This is a genomic window from Actinosynnema sp. NPDC059797, assembly GCF_042732085.1.
Taxonomy (GTDB): domain Bacteria; phylum Actinomycetota; class Actinomycetes; order Mycobacteriales; family Pseudonocardiaceae; genus Actinosynnema.
The window spans coordinates 66,512-81,557 of record NZ_JBHWIE010000005.1; the positions used below are offsets into that span (position 1 = coordinate 66,512).

The following is a 15,046-nucleotide window of genomic DNA, read 5'->3' on the forward strand; positions in this document are numbered from 1 at the left end:
ACAAGCGTATCGAAACCGGGGGTGCGAGGTGTGGGGGCTGACGGCGGCGGCACAGGCCGCGGCGGTGCGGGACGGCCGGGTCACGGCGGTGGAGCTGGTGCGCGCCCACCTCGACCGGATCGCCGAGGTCAACCCGGTGGTCAACGCCATCACCAGGCTCACCGCCGACCGCGCGCTCGCCGACGCCGCCGAGGTCGACCGGAACCCCGTGAAGGGGCCGCTGGCGGGCGTGCCGTTCACGGTCAAGGAGAACATCGCGCTCGGCGGCGTGCCGACCACGCACGGCGCGGTGCGCTTCGCGAACTCCACCGCGCCCGCCGACGCGCCGCCCGTCGCGCGGCTGCGGGCCGCCGGCGCGATCCCCGTCGGGCACACCAACATGCCGACGCTCACCCTCGCCGGCGTGCACACCCGCAGCGAGCTGTTCGGCGACACCGCCAACCCCTGGGACCCGGCCGTCACGCCCGGCGGCAGCAGCGGCGGTGACGCGGTCGCGGTGGCCACCGGCATGGCGGCCCTCGGCCTGGGCAACGACTCCGGCGGCTCGGTGCGCCTCCCCGCGTCGTTCTGCGGCGTGGCCGGGCTGAAGCCGACCACCGGCCGGTTCCCCGCCGACCACCGGCTCGGCCCCGACGACCCGCCGCTGGGCGCGCAGCTGTTCGCGGTGGACGGCCCGCTCGCCCGCACGGCCGGCGACCTGCGCCTGGCGTTCCACGCGCTGGCGGGCGCGGACCCGCGCGACCCGCGCGCCGTGCCGGTGCCGCCGACCGGCGAACCCGTGCCGCGGCGGGTCGCGGTGGTGGCCGACCCCGGCGGGCGGGGCGTGCACCCCGACGTGCGGCGGGCCGTCGAGGACGCGGCCGGCGCGCTGGCCGACGCCGGCTACGAGGTCGTCGAGGCCGACGTGCCCCGGCTGGACGACGCACTGCACGCGTACGGGCACATGCTGATGACCGAGTTCACGCCGAGCTGGCCCGTGGTGCGGACCCTCCTCGGCGCGGAGGGGCACCGGTACCTCGAGCTGTCCATGGCCAAGACCGCGCCCGTGGACCTCCCCGAGTACCTGCGGCTCACCGGCGTGCACCTGGGCGTGCGGCGGGCGTGGGCGGAGTTCCTGGCCGGGCACCCGCTGGTGCTCGCGCCGGTGTTCACCGAACCGCCGTTCGCGCCCGGCGCCGAGCGCACCCCCGAGGGGCACGACCTGGTGAGCCGGGCCCTGCGGCTGTGCACCGCGACCAGCTTCGCGGGGCTGCCCGCCGTGGCCGTGCCGACCGGGGTGGCGGGCGGCGTGCCGGTCGGCGTGCAGCTGATCGGCCGCGCCTACCGCGAGGACACGTGCCTGGACGCGGCGGAGGTGGTCGAGCGGGTGCTCACGCCGCGTACTCCCGCATGAACTCCACGGCCTCGGCCACGTCGTCGGTGACCAGGATCCATCGCTCGGCCTCGCGGCCCCGGGCCAGCTGCTGCACCAGCGGCGCGGCGGGCACCTCGGTGACCCAGAAGTCCTTGCCCAGGAACACCATCGGCGCGGCCGGGCCGACCGAGCCGTAGTGGTTCTGGCAGTAGTCCTGGAAGACCTCCTGCACGGTGCCCGCGCTGCCCGGCGTGTAGATGATGCCGCCGGTGGCGATGGTGAGCAGGCCGTCCTCGCGGACCGAGTTGGCGAAGTACTTGGCGTGCAGCTCGCAGGCCGGGTTCGGCGGCTCGTGGCCGTAGAACCAGGTCGGGATGCCGATGGTGCGCGGCCGTTCCGACGTCGGCAGGTCGGTGGGGCAGGCGGCGATCCAGCGGCCGATCGACTCGGCGTCGTGGCCGAACGCCGGCGCCCTGGCCAGGTCCCGGAGCACCGCCTCGTCCACGCCGGCGCGCACGCCCAGCGGCACGGCCTCCATCACGCCCGGCCCGCCGCCGGTCAGCACGGTGAACCCGGCTTCGCCGAGGGCCGCGCCCAGCTCGACCGCGCGCCGGTAGCCGGGGGTGCCGCGACCCAGCGCGTGCCCGCCCATGACGGCGACCGGGGCGCCGGTCAGGGCGTCGCCCAGGGCGGAGGTGATGGCGTGGTCGTGCAGGCGCTCGGCGAGGGCGTGCAGCGGGTCCGGGTTGTGGCCCTGCGCGCGGGTGTGCCGGTAGATGACGGCGTCGGGGGTGTCGGCGTAGGACGCGGGGTCGGCCGGGTCGAACCCGGCGAACAGCTCGGCGGGCGTGTAGAGGCGCGACCGGTACACGTCGTAGGGCAGGTCGGGGATCGCGGGGAACACGAGCGCCCCGGCCGCCGCCGCCCGGCGCTGGGCCGCGGGGGAGAGCGCGCAGCCGAGGAACAGCGCGCCGTCCATCGGCACGCGCAGCTCCTCGGCGCCCAGGTCGAGCCCGACGACGACGGCGTCCCTCAGGTCGTCGGCCGCGCGGACCGCGTCGAGGTCGGTGAACTCCGTGCGCACCGGCGCAGCCTACGTCCTGGGTCCCCGCGCGTGGCCCGAATGGGGAACTCGGGGGTCCTGGACGTACGACACGGTGGTCCTGGACGTACGACTCGCGGTGTCCGGGTGGAGGACACGCGATGTCGGAGTGGAGGACACGCGGTCAGAAGATGACGGTGCGGTTGCCGTGGACCAGGACGCGGTCCTCCAGGTGCCAGCGGAGGCCGCGGGCCAGGACGACCTTCTCGATGTCGCGGCCCTTGCGGACCATGTCGGGGATCGAGTCGGTGTGGTCCACGCGGATCACGTCCTGCTCGACGATCGGCCCCTGGTCCAGGTCGGCGGTGACGTAGTGGCAGGTCGCGCCAACCAGCTTGACGCCGCGGCCGTGCGCCTGGTGGTAGGGGCGGGCGCCGATGAAGGACGGCAGGAAGCTGTGGTGGATGTTCAGCGCCCGCCCGGCCCAGTCCGCGCACAGCTCGGTGGGCAGGATCTGCATGAACCGCGCCAGCACGACCGCGTGCGGTTCGTGCGCGTCCACGAGCTGCCGCAGCTGGGCGAACGCCGCCTGCTTGCCCTCCGGGTCGTTCACCGGGAACGGCACGTGGTGGAACGGGATGCCGTGCGCCCTGGTGATCCCGGCCAGGTCGGCGTGGTTGCCGATCACCGCCGACACGTCCACGTCCAGCTCGCGCGACGCCACCCGGCCCAGCAGGTCGTACAGGCAGTGGCCCTCCTTGGACACCAGGATCACCACGCGCCGCCGCTCGCCGGTGTCGGTGACCCGCCACGAACCGGGGTGCGCGCCCAGCTCGCGCGCCACCTCGGCGAACCGCGACCGCAGCTCGTCCACGTCGAACCGCAGCGAGTCCGCGCGCACCTCCTGCCGCGTGAAGAACCAGTTCGTGTCCTGGTCGGTGTGGTAGGCCGCCTCCACGATCCAGCCGCCGTGCTCGGCCAGGAACGAGGAGATCCCGGCCACGATTCCGGTGCGGTCGGGGCAGCCGAAGGTGATCACGTAACGTCGCTCAGGCAGAGGCACGACGGGAAGTATCTACGGTCGAGGCAACGCGGCCGGCAACGACCTGTCCCCGGACACGACGGCGCCGCTCGGCCGGCCCCACACGGCCCGGTACAGCGCGTCCGCGGTGCCCGCCACGGTGGCGTCCGCGCCGGTGCCCGCGTCCTGGACCGGGCCGACCTCCGGCGCCCGCCCCGGGACGAGCCGTACCTCCCAGGCGCGGCCGGCGTCGGCGGCGTGCAGCACCAGCCTGCCCTCGCGCTCGATCGGCGTGCGGCCGGCCTGGCGCGGCAGGATCCGGGTCAGGTACTCGTCCACGCCGTCGGCCGCGAACCGCACGTCGAACAGCAGCGACGGCACCTCGCCACCGTGCCGCGCGTGCTCGGCGTCCAGCCGGTGGACGGCGGCCTCGTGCGCCTGCCTGCGGGCCCAGAACGCGTAGGTGCGGTCGGCCGGCGAGAACGTCCACGCGGGCGTGTTGGACAGGGTGCCCTCCAGCGCGCCGACCAGCTCGCCCGCCCTGGCGTCCCACCACGGCAGCAGCTCGTCCCACGCCTCCGGGTGCGGCTGGGCGCGGGGCGTGGGGCCGTCGGGCGGCGTGTCGAGGGCCGAGAGCACCCACGAGTGGACGCGCGCCAGGTGGGCGACCAGGTCCCTGACCGTCCACTCGGGACAGGTCGGCACGGGCGCCTCGGGGCCGGTGGCCACCGCGGTGGCGCGCAGGGCGGCGATCTGGGACTTCAGCTCGGTCACGAACTCCGCGTGTTCCACCCGCCACAGCCTAGGGACTCACCACGTCCCAGGGCACCGTCACCTCGCCGAGCCGCCACCGCCTCCGGTCGTCCAGCACCGGCCACCCGCGCCCGGCCAGCAGCCGCACCGACTCCACCCACCGGGCGCGCGGCCCGTACGGGGCGTAGGGCGCGGCGGTCGCCCAGCACGCGTCCAGCTCGGCCAGCAGCGCGTGCACCCGCTCGCCGGGCACGTTGTGGTGGATCAGCGCCTTGGGCAGGCGTTCGGCGAGGTCGCCCGGCGCGTCCAGGTCGGCGGGCAGGCACGAGAGCGTGAAGGTCCGCGGGCCCTCGGCGGTCAGCGACACCCAGGAGCACCGGCGGCCGATCTCGTCGCACGTGCCCTCCACCAGCACGCCGCCCGGCGCCAGCCGCGACAGCATGGTGCCCCACGCCTCCGCGGCCTGCTCCTCGGTGTACTGCCGCAGCACGTTGAACGCGCGCAGCAGCACCGGCCGGGCGCCCGCCAGCTCGAACCCGCCGCGCCGGAAGTCCAGCCGGGGCGGGTCGGCGGCCTCCTTGCCCGCGGCCACGCGGTCGGCGTCCAGCTCCAGGCCGAGCACGCGCACGCCGGGGTTGAGCGCGCGCAGGCGGGTCGCCAGCTCGACCGTGGTGACCGGGGACGAGCCGTAGCCGAGGTCGACCACCAGCGGTTCGCCGTCGGCCAGCAGGTCGCGGTGGGCGTGCGCCAGCCACCGGTCGACGCGGCGGAGGCGGTTCGGGTTGGTCGTGCCCCGCGTGGGCAGGCCGAGGGCGCGTGCCCGGCCGGCGGCGAGGCGTGGGGTGCGGGCCATCGTCAGGAGCGGCGCGCCAACCAGTCCGAGGTGAACTCGGTCTCCTTGTCCAGCAGCTTGGCGACCTGCTCGACGACCATGCCCTCGACCTTGCCGCCCACCAGCGGGATGCCGACCTTGACCTGGCCGACGAGGTGCAGCTCGCTGCCGCCCGCGGTGTCGGAGAGCGTGATGGTGCCCTCGATGCGGCCGGGCACGCCGTTCAGCAGGCCCTCGATGGTCCCGGTGAGGCCGGCCTCGGTCCAGGTCTCGGTGCGCGTGATGACCAGGTCCCCGCCGAGCACGCCGCGCGCGACCGACGGCAGGTCCGCCGCGTCCACGCCCTGCTTGAGCTGGTAGGTCGTGGTCTGACCGGTCGTGGTGAACGTCACCAGCTCGGCGTCCTTGCCGCCCAGGACGGCCAGTCGGTCGCGCAGGAAGCCCTCGTCGACCAGCGCGGCGTACACGTCCCGCGCGGGCCGGGAGGACGTGGTTCGGTGCTCGATGCGGCGTGCCATGTCGCGGAGGCTACCGTTGACGCCCGTGACCACCCCGCCGTCCAGTGCCCGGACGTGGCTCGCCGAGTGCACCACGTTGCGGCTCGGTGGCCCGGCCGCGCGGTTCACGCGCGCCACCACGGCCGCCGAGCTCGTCGAGACCGTCCGCGACCTGGACGCGTCCGGTGAGCCGGTGCTGCTGCTCGGCGGCGGGTCCAACCTCGTCGTCGCGGACGCCGGGTTCGACGGCACCGTGGTGCAGGTCGGCACGGTCGGCCGCCGGCTCGACCCGCTCGGCGACGGCCTGGTGCAGCTCACCGTCGAGGCGGGCGAGGACTGGGACTCGGTGGTGGCGGAGGCCGTGGCGCAGGGCCTGGGCGGGCTGGAGTGCCTGTCCGGCATCCCCGGCCTGGTCGGCGCGACCCCGGTGCAGAACGTCGGCGCGTACGGCGTCGAGGTCTCGCAGGTGCTGACCTCGGTCGACCTGCTGGACCGGCGCACGGGCCGGGTGCACCAGGTGCCCGCCGAGGGCCTGGGCCTGGCCTACCGGACCAGCGTGCTGAAGGGCACGGACCAGGCGGTCGTGCTGCGGGCGCGGTTCGCGCTGACCGCCGGCGGCCAGTCCGCGCCGATCCGGTACGCCGAGCTGGCGCGCGTGCTGGGCGTGGCGCAGGGCGAGCGGGTGCCCGCCGACGCGGCCCGCAAGGCGGTGCTGGACCTGCGGCGCGGCAAGGGCATGGTGCTGGACCCGGCCGACCACGACACGTGGAGCGCGGGCTCGTTCTTCACCAACCCGCTGCTGGACGAGTCCACGTTGGCCGGCGTGCTGATCCGCATCGCCGAGCGGCTGGGGCGGCACGTCGAGGTGCCCACCTACCCGGCGGGCGAGGGGCACGCGAAGCTGTCGGCGGCGTGGCTGATCGAGCGGGCCGGGTTCACCCGCGGGTACCGCGGCGCCGGTGGCCGGGTGGCCCTGTCGGGCAAGCACACCCTGGCGCTGACCAACCGCGGCGGCGCGTCCACGGAGGACCTGCTCGACCTGGCGCGCGAGGTGCGCGACGGGGTGCGGGCGGCGTTCGGGGTGGAGCTGCGCCCGGAGCCCGTGCTCGTGGGCTGCGACTTGGGCTGACCTGCGCTGAACCGGTACCGGAGAAGCCGACCGGCCGAACGGGTGACTCCGTGTGACGAACGCTCACTGCGCGCGTTTCATGGAGGTAGGGGTACCCGTGGGAGGCCGTCATGGCTCACCAAGACGACGAGCGCGCGGCCGTCAGGCCGATCAAGAGGCTGGTGGAGGACGATTTCCTGAGTCGGCCCGGTGTGGTGGGCGTCGACCTCGGGGAGAAGACCGCGCGCGGGCGCCGGACCGGCGAGCTGGCGATCGTGGTGTTCGTGCGCCGCAAGGGACCCGCGGCGCAGTTCACCATCCCGCCGGACGTGCTGGGCGTGCCCACCGACGTGGTGGAGGACTCCTTCCTGCCGCACCACACCATCGCCTCGCCCGAGGGCGTCGGCGGCGCCGAGCGGCACGACCTGCTCGTCGGCGGCATCGGGATCGGGCCCAGCCGGGCGATCCGGCTCGTGCCGCCCGACGTGCCCGAGCCGGACGACTACGTGGTGGCGGGCACGCTCGGCGCGCTGGTCACGCCCCGCCGCCGGTTCGTGGTGATGGGCCTCACCGCGTTCCACGTGGCGTGCGTCGACGACGCGTGGGCGGTCGGCGACCCGATGGTGCACCCGTCCCGCGTGGACGGCGGCCACCCCGTGCACGACCGGGTCGGCGCGCTGGCGCGGGCCGCGCTGTCGTCCCGGGTGGACGCCGCCGCGATCATGCTCACCACCCCGCGCCACCGGGCCGAGGTGGCGGAGCTGGGCCCGGTGCGCGGGCACGCCGGCGCGGAGGTCGGCCGGCGGGTGCGCAAGCGCGGGCGCACCACCGGCGTCACCGAGGGCGTGGTGGCGTCCACGGACGCCGCGATCACCCTCGACTTCGGCGTGGGCCTGGGCGTGCGCACGCTGCACGACCAGATCCGCATCGAGGCGCCGCGCTTCGCCGACCACGGCGACTCGGGCGCCGTCCTCCTGGACGACGCCAACCGGGTCGTCGGGCTCTACCTGGGCGGCAGCGGCAGCCGGGGCTTCGCCAACCCCATCGAACCGGTGCTGGACCAGCTCGACGTGGACCTGCTCACGTGCGGTGCGCCCGGGTCGCCGACGCCTGGGCGCGGGGCTTGAGCACGATCTGGTCCAGGTTCACGTGCGACGGCCGGGTGACCGCGAACGCGATCACGTCCGCCACGTCGTCGGCGGTGAGCGGGGTGAGGCCCCGGTAGACGGCCGAGGCGCGCTCGGTGTCGCCGTCGAAGCGGTTGACGGAGAAGTCGGTCTCCACCATGCCCGGCAGGACCTCGGTCAGGCGGACCGGCTGCCCCAACAGCTCGCCGCGCAGGGTGCGGTGCAGCGCCGACTGGGCGTGCTTGGCCGAGGTGTAGCCGGAGCCGTTGTCGTAGGCCTCGAACGCGGCGATCGAGGTGACGGTCACGATGTGGCCGTCACCGGAGTCGACGAGCTTCGGCAGCAGCCCCTTGGTGATCCGGAGCGTGCCGAGGACGTTGGTCTCCCACATCCACCGCCAGTGGTCCTCGTCCGCCTCGGCCACCGTGGCGAGGCCCCGGGCGCCACCGGCGTTGTTGACCAGCACCCGCGCTTCGGGGATGGCGGCCAGGAACGCCTCGACCGACGAGAGGGACGTCACGTCCAGTTCGAGGGCCGTGCCCCCGATGTCGGCCGCGATACCCTTGAGGAGGTCAAGCCGCCGGGCGCCCAGCACCACGTGGAAGCCCTCGGCGGCGAGCCGCCGGGCGGTGGCCTCGCCGATGCCCGCGCTGGCTCCGGTCACGACTGCGATAGGACGGTTCACGCAGCGATCTTAGGTGCGGGCCGCGCGCCGACCGGGTAAGTCCCACGCAGGGGGAACACGACCGTGTGAGACATGTCACCCGCACCTGGAGCCGCGTCGGACGTCTTCCGACCAGGAGGTCGTTGTGCACAGGAGATTTGTTGCCCTGCTGGCCGCGCTCACGCTGCTGGCCGGCTGCGGCGCCACCGTGGAACAGGGCACCGCCAAGCCGATCGGCGGCGACGACCCGCCGGTGGCCAAGTTCACCACCGCGCCCGCCGACGGCGCCGCCGACGCCCCGGTGAACACGCCCGTGCAGGTCACGGTGGCCGAGGGCACGATCGACCAGGTCGCGCTGACCAACGCCGAGGGCGAGGCGGTCGAGGGCAGGCTCGCCGACGACAAGAAGTCGTGGTCGAGCACCGAACCCCTGGGCTTCGGCAAGAAGTACGCCTACACCGGCCGCGCCACCGGCACCGACGGCAAGCCCGTCGACCTCACCGGCTCCTTCACCACCCTGAACCCGTCCTCCCAGGTGCGGGCCACCCTGTTCCCGGGCGACGACCAGACCGTCGGCGTGGCGATCCCGATCATGGTCAAGTTCGAGGCCGACGTGACCGACCGGGCCACCGTGGAGAAGGCCCTGACCGTCACCAACAGCGCCGACGTCCAGGGCAGCTGGGCCTGGCTCAGCCCGCGCGAGGTCCACTACCGCCCGGAGAAGTACTGGCCGGCCAACACCCGGGTCCACGTCGAGGCCAAGCTCTACGGCGTCCCCTACGGCAACGGCGCGTACGGCCGCGCGGACGTGACCAGCGACTTCACCATCGGCCGCAACCAGGTCGTGAAGATCGACAACCCGACGCACCAACTGGTCGTCCAACGCGACGGCCAGACCGTCGCCACGTACCCGGCGTCCTTCGGACGGGACAACGACCCCGAGCTGACCACCCCGAACGGCACGTTCGTCGTCATGGAGAAGTTCGCCGAGTTCAGCTTCGACAACCCCAGGTACGGCTACACCAACGTGCTCAAGAAGTGGGCGGTCCGCTTCTCCAACCACGGCGAGTTCATCCACGAGAACAACGACAACGCCGCCAACATCGGCAGGAACAACACCTCCCACGGCTGCGCCAACCTCCTGGAAGCCGACGCCAAGGCCTACTACGACAGCGCCCTGGTGGGCGACCCGGTCGAGGTCACCAACTCGATCACCACCCTCCCGGCCCAGTACGACTGGTACGACTGGCAGATCCCCTGGTCCCAGTGGCAGGAAATGTCCGCGCTCTAACCGCCGCACCCCCACCCCTGCGCACCCCAACCCCTGCGCACCAGCGCACACCCCGCCCAGCTCGTGGTCTCCCCGTATGGCCTGGGCGCAGCCCAACCGCGCTTGTCAAGGGGTCCACGCCCTTCGGACCCCTTGACGAGTGTGGTTGCCTCAGGCAGGCCATACGGGGAGACCACGAGCAAACGCCCTTCCCCCGGCGGCCTGCCCAGCGGCGAGCGCCGCTTTTGTCTTTTCCGCCCGTGAACCCCACCACCCGTGAACCCCGCCTCCCACCCCGTGAACCAACGGGCTCGCTTCGGGAAGCGATGCGATGATCCAGGCGTTGACCCGAGTCGTGCAGACATCTGCCCTGACGACGGGCCTGACGACGGGGTGGTCGACCCGACCGCCGGTGACCTGGTGGACTTCGTGATGGAGGTCGGTCGGTGAGACGGGTCGCGGTGCTGTCGGTCCACACCTCCCCGCTGGAGCAGCCCGGCACGGGTGACGCGGGCGGCATGAACGTCTACATCGTGCAGACGGCCACCAGGATGGCGCGGCGGGGCGTCGAGGTGGAGATCTTCACCCGCGCCACCTCCTCCGACCTGCCACCGGTCGCCGAGCTGGTGCCGGGCGTGAAGGTGCGGCACGTCGTGGCCGGCCCGTTCGAGGGCCTGGGCAAGGAGGAGCTGCCGGGCCAGCTGTGCGCGTTCACCGCGGGCGTCCTGCGGGCCGAGGCCCGGCACGAGCCCGGCTACTACGACGTCGTGCACTCGCACTACTGGCTGTCCGGCCAGGTCGGCTGGCTAGCCCGCGAGCGCTGGGGCGTGCCCCTCGTGCACACCGCGCACACGCTGGCCAAGGTGAAGAACCTGGCGCTGGCCGCCGACGACACCCCCGAGCCCCGGATGCGGGTGATCGGCGAGGAGCAGGTCGTGGCCGAGTCGGACAGCCTGGTGGCGAACACCGACGTCGAAGCCCGCGAGCTGGTCGAGCTCTACGACGCGGACCCGGGCAAGGTCCTCGTGGTCCCTCCCGGCGTGGACCTTGAGCGGTTCACGCCCGACGACCCGGCGCGGGCGCGCAAGGCCCTCGACCTGCCGCGGGACGCGATCGTGCTGGCGTTCGTCGGCCGCATCCAGCCGCTGAAGGCGCCGGACGTCCTGCTGCGCGCCGCGGCGGAGATGATCGCCCGGGACCCGGCGCTGCGGGCCCGCCTGGTGGTCCTCGTGGTCGGCGGCCCGTCCGGGTCGGGCCTGAAGACCCCCGACGAACTCGTGCGGCTGGCCGCCGAGCTGGGGATCTCCGACGTGGTGCGGTTCCTCCCGCCCCAGGGCGGCGAGGCGCTGGCCCGGGTCTACCGGGCCGCCGACATCGTGGCCGTGCCCAGCCACAACGAGTCGTTCGGCCTGGTGGCGCTGGAGGCGCAGGCGTGCGGCACCCCGGTCGTGGCGGCGGCGGTCGGCGGGCTGCCGGTGGCCGTGCGCGACGGGGTGTCCGGCGTGCTGGTCGACGGCCACGAGCCGGGCGCGTGGGCGCGGGCGCTCGCGGAGGTCGCGCTGCGGCGGCGCGAGGAACTGGCGGCCAACGCGGTGGGCCACGCCCGCCGGTTCTCCTGGGACCGCACCACGGACTCCCTCCTGGCGGCGTACGCGCAGGCGGGGGAAGTCTTCCGAGAAGAGGTTTTCGCTTGACCCCCAACACCCCGCCCCCCAGCACCCCGCCCCCCAACACCCCCGACCTCGACGAGGTGATCCAGGCCACCCTGGCCGACCGCGAACTGCCTTACGAGCACAAGGAACCGGGCAAGTACTTCGTCACCCTCCCCGGCACCAAGAAGCTCCAGACCAACTGCTGGCTGGTGGTGGGCAGGCACGCGCTGGTGGTGGAGGCGTTCGTCTGCCGCAGGCCCGACGAGGCGCACGAGGCGGTCTACCGGTTCCTCCTGCGGCGCAACGCGAAGCTCTACGGCGTGCACTACACGATCGACACGACCGGCGACATCTACCTGGTCGGCCGGATCGCCCCGCACGCCGTGACCCCGGACGAGCTGGACCGGGTGCTGGGACAGGTCGTGGAGGCCGCCGACGGCGACTTCAACACCCTCCTGGAGATCGGCTTCGCGGGCGCGATCCAGCGCGAGTGGGACTGGCGCGTCTCGCGCGGCGAGTCGCTGGCGAACCTCCAGGCGTTCAAGCACCTGGTGTCCGAATCGTGATCGTCCCGGCGCAACTGGCCTGACCCCGTTCCCCGTCCCTTCTCCGACGAAGGGGAGGAACGACATGGGCAGACAGGCCGCAGTGGCTCCAGCCACCCCGGTGACGCTCCGAGCGGGGCTCCGGGCAGCGCCCCGAGCGGCGCTCCCGGCGGCTTTCCTGGTGGCTTTCCTGGTCGCCCTGACCGGGTGCAGCGCGTCGAGCGATTCCTCGTCCGGCGCGGTCGACGTCGCCGGACAGGCCCCGGCGCAGACCCCGGGCGGCATGGTGGAGAAGGGCCAACCCAACGGCGTGCCCGAGGACCGGCAGGCCGCGGACCAGGGTCAGCCGACCGCCGAGCAGGCGACCAGGCACCTGGTCCGCAGCGCGACGGTCGAACTGGTCGCCGCCGACGTCACCGGCACGCTGACCAGGCTCAAGGACCTGGTCACCGTCCAGGGCGGCTACTCGGCGCAGGAGAACGCCACACCGGGCCGGGCCTCGGTCACCCTGCGCGTGCCGGGCGAGCGGCTGGACGCCGCCCTGAAGTCGATCTCGGAGCTGGACGGCGCCGAGGTCGTCCGCCGGGAGGTGCGCACCGAGGACGTGACCGAGCAGGTCGTGGACGTGGAAGCGCGCCTGGCCAACCAGCGGGCGAGCGTGGACCGCGTCCGCGCGCTGCTGGAGCGCGCCGGCTCCACCTCCGAGATCACCGACATCGAGGCCGAGCTGACCAAGCGCCTGTCGGAGCTGGAGTCGCTGCAACGCCAGCACGACACCCTCAAGGGCCAGGTGTCGATGGGGACGCTGACCGTGACCATCGGCGAGCGACCGGTCGAGCAGGCCCCGCCCGCGCCGGACGACGAGGACTTCCTGGGCGCGTTCGCGGGCGGCTGGCGCGCCCTGGTGTCCGCCCTCGGCCTGGTGCTGGTCGTGATCGGCGCGATCCTGCCGTTCGCGCTGGTGCTCGGCGTCCCGGGAGCCGCGGCGTACTTCTGGTGGCGGCGGCGCAAGGCCTCCCTCCCCCGGATCACCCCGCCCCCCGCCCCACTTCCCGAGGTCACTCTTCCGAAGTAGGAGACCTACTCAGAGTTGCACGCCCGGGAGCGCGGGGCGGCTTGGGAGAGAGGGGGAGTCGCGAGCTCAAGCCGCCCCGCGTTGGTCCCCGCTGCGGTGGAACCGGGCGGGGGGAGCCCGGTGTTCCAAGCGGGCCGCGGCTCGACGGGGGGAAAGCGAACCGCGGTTGGCGCCGGGCGAGTCGTCGGAGTGCGTGGGAGCCGACCCGCGCGGCCCTGCCAACTTGGCAGATGTGCGGTGATCACCACAAGGGCCGGCGCTACTCCGTTCGAGTGTTCTTAGCCGAGTTAAGTAACGCTGGCTCGTGTCGGTGAGACCACCGGTCTCGTCCCTGGCTTGCCTTGACCGGGAGTGGCGTGTACCACACGATGGCGGGATCACCGCCCCCTCGGAAGAATGAGGCAGCCGCATGGTCTTCCGCAGTCCGTACCCCGATGTCGAGGTCCCGGACGTCTCGCTCCACGAGTTGCTGTTCGCCGACCTCGGCGACCGGGCCGACCGGGTGGCCCTGGTCGACGGCAGCTCGGGCGCGTCCCTGACCTACGCCCAGCTCGCCGGCGCGGTCGACCGGCTGGCCGCGGCGCTCGCCGCGCGAGGCATCGGCAAGGGCGACGTGGTCGGCATCCTCAGCCCGAACACCCCGTACTACGCCGTGGTCTTCCACGGCATCCTGCGCGCCGGCGCCACGGCGACCACCATCAACGCCCTCTACACCGCCGACGAGGTCGCGCACCAGCTGGCCGACGCGGGCGCGAAGGTGCTCTTCACGGTGTCCGCGCTGCTGCCCAACGCGGCGCCGGGCGCGGAGAAGGCGGGCGTGGCCGACGTGGTCCTGCTCGACGGCGCGGAGGGCTACCCGAGCCTGGGCGAGCTGCTGGCCAACGACCACCCCGTGCCGTCGGTGGAGATCGACCCGGCCGAGGACGTGGCCGTGCTGCCGTACTCGTCGGGCACCACCGGGCGCGCCAAGGGCGTGATGCTGACCCACCGGAACCTGGTGGCCAACATCGTCCAGTGCGACCCGATCATGGAGGTCGGGGGCGCCACCAAGGTCCTCGCCGTGCTGCCGTTCTTCCACATCTACGGCATGCAGGTGCTGATGAACAACGGCCTGCACGTGGGCGCGACGGTGGTCACCCTGCCCCGGTTCGACCTGCCGGAGTTCCTGCGGGTGATCCAGGAGCACCGGACCAACCGCGTCTACATCGCCCCGCCGGTCGCGGTGGCGCTGGCCAAGCACCCGCTGGTGGACCAGTACGACCTGTCGGGCCTCGACACGATCTTCTCCGGCGCCGCGCCGCTGGACGTCGACCTGGCGGCCACCGTCGCCAAGCGGCTGGGCTGCCGCGTCTCCCAGGGCTACGGCATGACCGAGATGAGCCCGGTCAGCCACGCCATCCCGGACGGCCGCGACGACATCTCCGTCGGCACGGTCGGCGTGATCATCCCGAACATGGAGTGCCGCCTGGTCGACCCGGCCACGGGCGAGGACGTCGGGGTCGGCGAGCGCGGCGAGCTGTGGTGCCGCGGCCCGAACGTGATGAAGGGCTACCTGAACAACCCCGAGGCCACCGCGGCGACCCTGGACGCGGACGGCTGGCTGCACACCGGCGACGTGGCGGTGATCGACGAGGGCGGCCTGGTCACCATCGTCGACCGGGTCAAGGAGCTGATCAAGTACAAGGGCTACCAGGTGCCGCCGGCCGAGCTGGAGGCCGTGCTGCTGACGCACCCGGAGATCGCCGACGCGGCGGTCGTCGGCGTGCGCGACGCGGACGGCGAGGAGGTGCCGAAGGCGTTCGTGGTGCGCCAGGCGGGCTCCTCGCTGGACGGCGCGGGCGTGATGGAGTTCGTCGCCGCGCACGTCGCGCCGCACAAGAAGGTGCGGGTGGTGGAGTTCATCGAGGCCATCCCGAAGTCGGCCGCGGGCAAGATCCTGCGCAAGGACCTGCGGGCCCGCGAGACCGCGTCCTGACCGGTGGGGTGGGCCCGGGCCGCGGCGGGGCCGCCCCGCCCCCCCCCCCCAACACCCCCCCCAGCACCCACGCCCCCCCCCCCACCCACCCCCCACCCCCCCCCCCGGGTTTGGAACCCAACCCCGGTCGG

General features: G+C 73.7%; 14 protein-coding genes. 8 read left to right on the top strand and 6 right to left on the bottom strand.

What is annotated here, in order from left to right:
- The first annotated feature begins 28 nt into the window (after window positions 1-28).
- Entirely contained in the window at window positions 29-1,393 is a 1,365-nt protein-coding gene (locus ACFV4N_RS03290; RefSeq protein WP_499670862.1) for an amidase, read from the top strand.
- Here the strand turns inward: ACFV4N_RS03290 and ACFV4N_RS03295 are convergent.
- The 5 genes from ACFV4N_RS03295 to ACFV4N_RS03315 form a co-directional block, all read right to left on the bottom strand.
- Window positions 1,371-2,438 (bottom strand): LOG family protein, encoded by a 1,068-nt coding sequence (locus ACFV4N_RS03295; RefSeq protein WP_499670863.1) that lies wholly within the window; start codon window positions 2,436-2,438, stop codon window positions 1,371-1,373. The genes ACFV4N_RS03290 and ACFV4N_RS03295 overlap by 23 nt on opposite strands.
- A 142-nt stretch (window positions 2,439-2,580) precedes the next feature.
- A complete protein-coding gene (gene purU, locus ACFV4N_RS03300; RefSeq protein ID WP_499670864.1) occupies window positions 2,581-3,459 on the bottom strand; it encodes a formyltetrahydrofolate deformylase in 879 nt (292 codons plus the stop codon).
- Window positions 3,460-3,471: 12 nt separating this feature from the next.
- Window positions 3,472-4,209, bottom strand: coding sequence for a maleylpyruvate isomerase family mycothiol-dependent enzyme (locus tag ACFV4N_RS03305; protein ID WP_499670865.1), 738 nt, complete (start codon window positions 4,207-4,209; stop codon window positions 3,472-3,474).
- Between the two features lie 10 nt (window positions 4,210-4,219).
- Window positions 4,220-5,023 carry a class I SAM-dependent methyltransferase gene (locus ACFV4N_RS03310; protein WP_499670866.1) on the bottom strand — a complete coding sequence of 268 codons (804 nt, stop codon included), beginning with the start codon at window positions 5,021-5,023 and terminating at the stop codon, window positions 4,220-4,222.
- A 2-nt stretch (window positions 5,024-5,025) separates the two neighbouring features.
- Window positions 5,026-5,520 (bottom strand): DUF2505 domain-containing protein, encoded by a 495-nt coding sequence (locus ACFV4N_RS03315; protein ID WP_499670867.1) that lies wholly within the window; start codon window positions 5,518-5,520, stop codon window positions 5,026-5,028.
- On the opposite strand from ACFV4N_RS03315, the gene ACFV4N_RS03320 reads away from it, so the two are divergent.
- Together ACFV4N_RS03320 and ACFV4N_RS03325 are read left to right on the top strand one after the other, a co-directional pair.
- Window positions 5,519-6,628, top strand: a complete 1,110-nt coding sequence (locus ACFV4N_RS03320; RefSeq protein WP_499670868.1) for a UDP-N-acetylmuramate dehydrogenase — start codon at window positions 5,519-5,521, stop codon at window positions 6,626-6,628. The two genes, ACFV4N_RS03315 and ACFV4N_RS03320, sit on opposite strands and share 2 nt — an antisense overlap.
- A 110-nt stretch (window positions 6,629-6,738) precedes the next feature.
- Entirely contained in the window at window positions 6,739-7,734 is a 996-nt protein-coding gene (locus tag ACFV4N_RS03325) for a hypothetical protein (protein ID WP_499670869.1), read from the top strand.
- On the opposite strand, the gene ACFV4N_RS03330 is transcribed toward ACFV4N_RS03325, so the two are convergent.
- Complete coding sequence (locus ACFV4N_RS03330; RefSeq protein ID WP_499670870.1) at window positions 7,688-8,419, bottom strand: SDR family NAD(P)-dependent oxidoreductase; 732 nt, start codon at window positions 8,417-8,419, stop codon at window positions 7,688-7,690. The genes ACFV4N_RS03325 and ACFV4N_RS03330 overlap by 47 nt on opposite strands.
- Before the next feature lie 124 nt (window positions 8,420-8,543).
- Between ACFV4N_RS03330 and ACFV4N_RS03335 the strand changes: the two genes are divergently transcribed.
- From ACFV4N_RS03335 to ACFV4N_RS03355, 5 genes are all read left to right on the top strand, one after another.
- Window positions 8,544-9,689 (top strand): L,D-transpeptidase, encoded by a 1,146-nt coding sequence (locus ACFV4N_RS03335; RefSeq protein WP_499670871.1) that lies wholly within the window; start codon window positions 8,544-8,546, stop codon window positions 9,687-9,689.
- Between the two features lie 425 nt (window positions 9,690-10,114).
- A complete protein-coding gene (gene mshA / locus ACFV4N_RS03340) occupies window positions 10,115-11,362 on the top strand; it encodes a D-inositol-3-phosphate glycosyltransferase (RefSeq protein WP_499670872.1) in 1,248 nt (415 codons plus the stop codon).
- Window positions 11,363-11,418: 56 nt separating this feature from the next.
- Window positions 11,419-11,886 carry a type III secretion system chaperone family protein gene (locus tag ACFV4N_RS03345; protein WP_499670909.1) on the top strand — a complete coding sequence of 156 codons (468 nt, stop codon included), beginning with the start codon at window positions 11,419-11,421 and terminating at the stop codon, window positions 11,884-11,886.
- Window positions 11,887-12,046: 160 nt separating this feature from the next.
- A complete protein-coding gene (locus ACFV4N_RS03350) occupies window positions 12,047-12,940 on the top strand; it encodes a DUF4349 domain-containing protein (protein WP_499670873.1) in 894 nt (297 codons plus the stop codon).
- Window positions 12,941-13,349: 409 nt separating this feature from the next.
- On the top strand, window positions 13,350-14,915 hold the full coding sequence (locus ACFV4N_RS03355) for an AMP-binding protein (RefSeq protein WP_499670874.1): 1,566 nt from the start codon (window positions 13,350-13,352) through the stop codon (window positions 14,913-14,915).
- Window positions 14,916-15,046 lie beyond the last annotated feature (131 nt).